We start from the raw sequence: 1926 nt of genomic DNA, 5'->3' as shown, positions 1-1926 counted from the left end.
AGCGCCGTCTTAGGGAGGCGGAGGTCGCGAGTTCGAATCCCGCCACTCCGATACATGCTAAGATGCCAAATCTTTGTTTCTACAGAGATTTGGCATTTTTTTGGACTGTCGATCAAGAAAGGGATGCTCCTGTCAGTCGCCGGGAGCGGGAGAGGAAAGAATATGCCGATGAGCGGTAAGCCGAAGAAGGAAACGTCAGGAAAAGGGATGCCCCGGAAGCGGGCGGAGCGGGATGTCCCGGAAAGGGGAGGCCCAAGGCCCCAGGGGGCATCCGGGCCCAAGGCTCCCGGAAGGGGAGGGCATGCCCCCCAAAAGGCAGGGCGGGACATCCAAGACAGGAAAACCTCCGGAAAGAGAGAGCCCCAGAAGCTGTGCCCCGTAGCCTCCAAATGCGGGAGCTGCCAGTGGATCAACAAAGGCTACGGAGAGCAGCTTGAGGCCAAGGCCACGAAGTTCCGCAGGCTCATGGAGCCCTACTGCAGGCCGGAGCACATCATCCCCATGGACGACCCCAACCATTACCGCAACAAGGTCCACGCGGCCTTCGGGGAGGACGCGCGGCACAGGGCCGTTTCCGGCACCTATGAGGAGAAGAGCCACCGCATTGTCCCCATAGACAGTTGTCTGATAGAGAATCAGAAGGCGGATGAAATCATCGTGTCCATCCGGGGGCTTCTGAAATCCTTCAAGATACGGCCCTACGACGAGGACACGGGCCGGGGGCTGCTGCGCCATGTGCTGATACGGGTGGGACATGCCACGGGGCAGATCATGGTGGTGCTGGTGCTGGGCTATCCCATCATGCCCTCCAAGAACAATTTCGTAAAGGCCCTGCTGAAGATCCACCCGGAGATCACCACCATGGTCCTCAACATCAACGACAAGGACACCAGCATGGTCCTGGGGGACAGGGAGCAGGTGATATACGGAAAAGGCTATATCGAGGACGAGCTTTGCGGCATGACCTTCCGCATCTCGCCCAAGTCCTTCTATCAGGTGAACCCTGTGCAGACAGAGAAACTGTACGCCAAGGCCATGGAGTACGCGGGGCTCACGGGTGAGGAGACCGTGATGGACGCCTACTGTGGCACGGGGACCATCGGCCTGATCGCCGGCAGGCAGGCGGACAATGTCCTGGGGGTGGAGCTGAACAGGGACGCGGTGCGGGATGCCGTCAGCAACGCCAGGCGCAACAAAATATCCAACGTCCGCTTTTATCAGAGGGACGCGGGGGAGTTCCTGCTGGAGATGGCGGAGGCGGGCGGGAAGCTGGACGTGCTGTTCATGGACCCGCCCAGAAGCGGCAGCAGCGAGGCCTTCCTGAACGCGGCGGCGAAGATCAGGCCCAGGCGCATCGTGTACATCTCCTGCAATCCGGAGACATTGGTGGCGGATCTGCGGATCCTGGTGAAAAAAGGGTACAAGGTGGAAAAATGCGTGGCAGTGGACATGTTCCCCTATACGGATGCCATAGAGGCAGTTGTGGCGCTGTCCCTGTGAAGCCCATGAACTGTGAGGCCCATGAAACAGCCTGTGGGCAGAGAAAGTATAAAGGATGCCCCCCGGGGCAGGAAGGAAGCTGGATGAAAAAGATATTGCTGATAGCCACAGGAGGCACAATCGCCTCGGGATACACGGAGGAGGGGCTGGCTCCCAAGATAGCTGCGGCGGAGCTGCTGCAGTATGTGGAGGGATACCGGGAGTTCTGCCAGGTGGAGGTGGCATCGCCCTTCAGCCTGGACAGCACCAATGTCTGCGGAAAGCACTGGCTGGAGCTGACCGCGCTGATCGAGAGGCGCTATGATGACTACGATGGATTCGTTATCTGCCACGGCACGGACACCATGGCCTTCACGGCGGCCGCCCTGTCCTACCTGGTGCAGAACAGCCCCAAGCCAGTGGTGGTCACAGGGGCCCAGAAGCCGA

The 1926-nt window shown here is 59.9% G+C and carries 1 protein-coding gene and 1 pseudogene (1 of these 2 cut by a window edge); both read left to right on the top strand.

Going from position 1 to position 1926, the window contains the following annotated elements; genetic code table 11:
- The first annotated feature begins 162 nt into the window (after positions 1-162).
- The gene (gene rlmD, locus Q2B33_RS07435) at positions 163-1500 is read left to right on the top strand and encodes a 23S rRNA (uracil(1939)-C(5))-methyltransferase RlmD (RefSeq protein WP_300804651.1); all 1338 of its coding nucleotides are present in this window, start codon (positions 163-165) and stop codon (positions 1498-1500) included.
- Between the two features lie 83 nt (positions 1501-1583).
- Positions 1584-1926 (top strand): annotated as a pseudogene (locus tag Q2B33_RS07430) (asparaginase); it runs 671 nt beyond the window's last position.

It is taken from the genome of uncultured Acetatifactor sp. (genome assembly GCF_948601915.1).
GTDB lineage: Bacteria > Bacillota > Clostridia > Lachnospirales > Lachnospiraceae > Acetatifactor.
The sequence above is the reverse complement of the archived record's forward strand: the minus strand, read 5'-3'. Positions and strand labels throughout refer to the sequence as shown.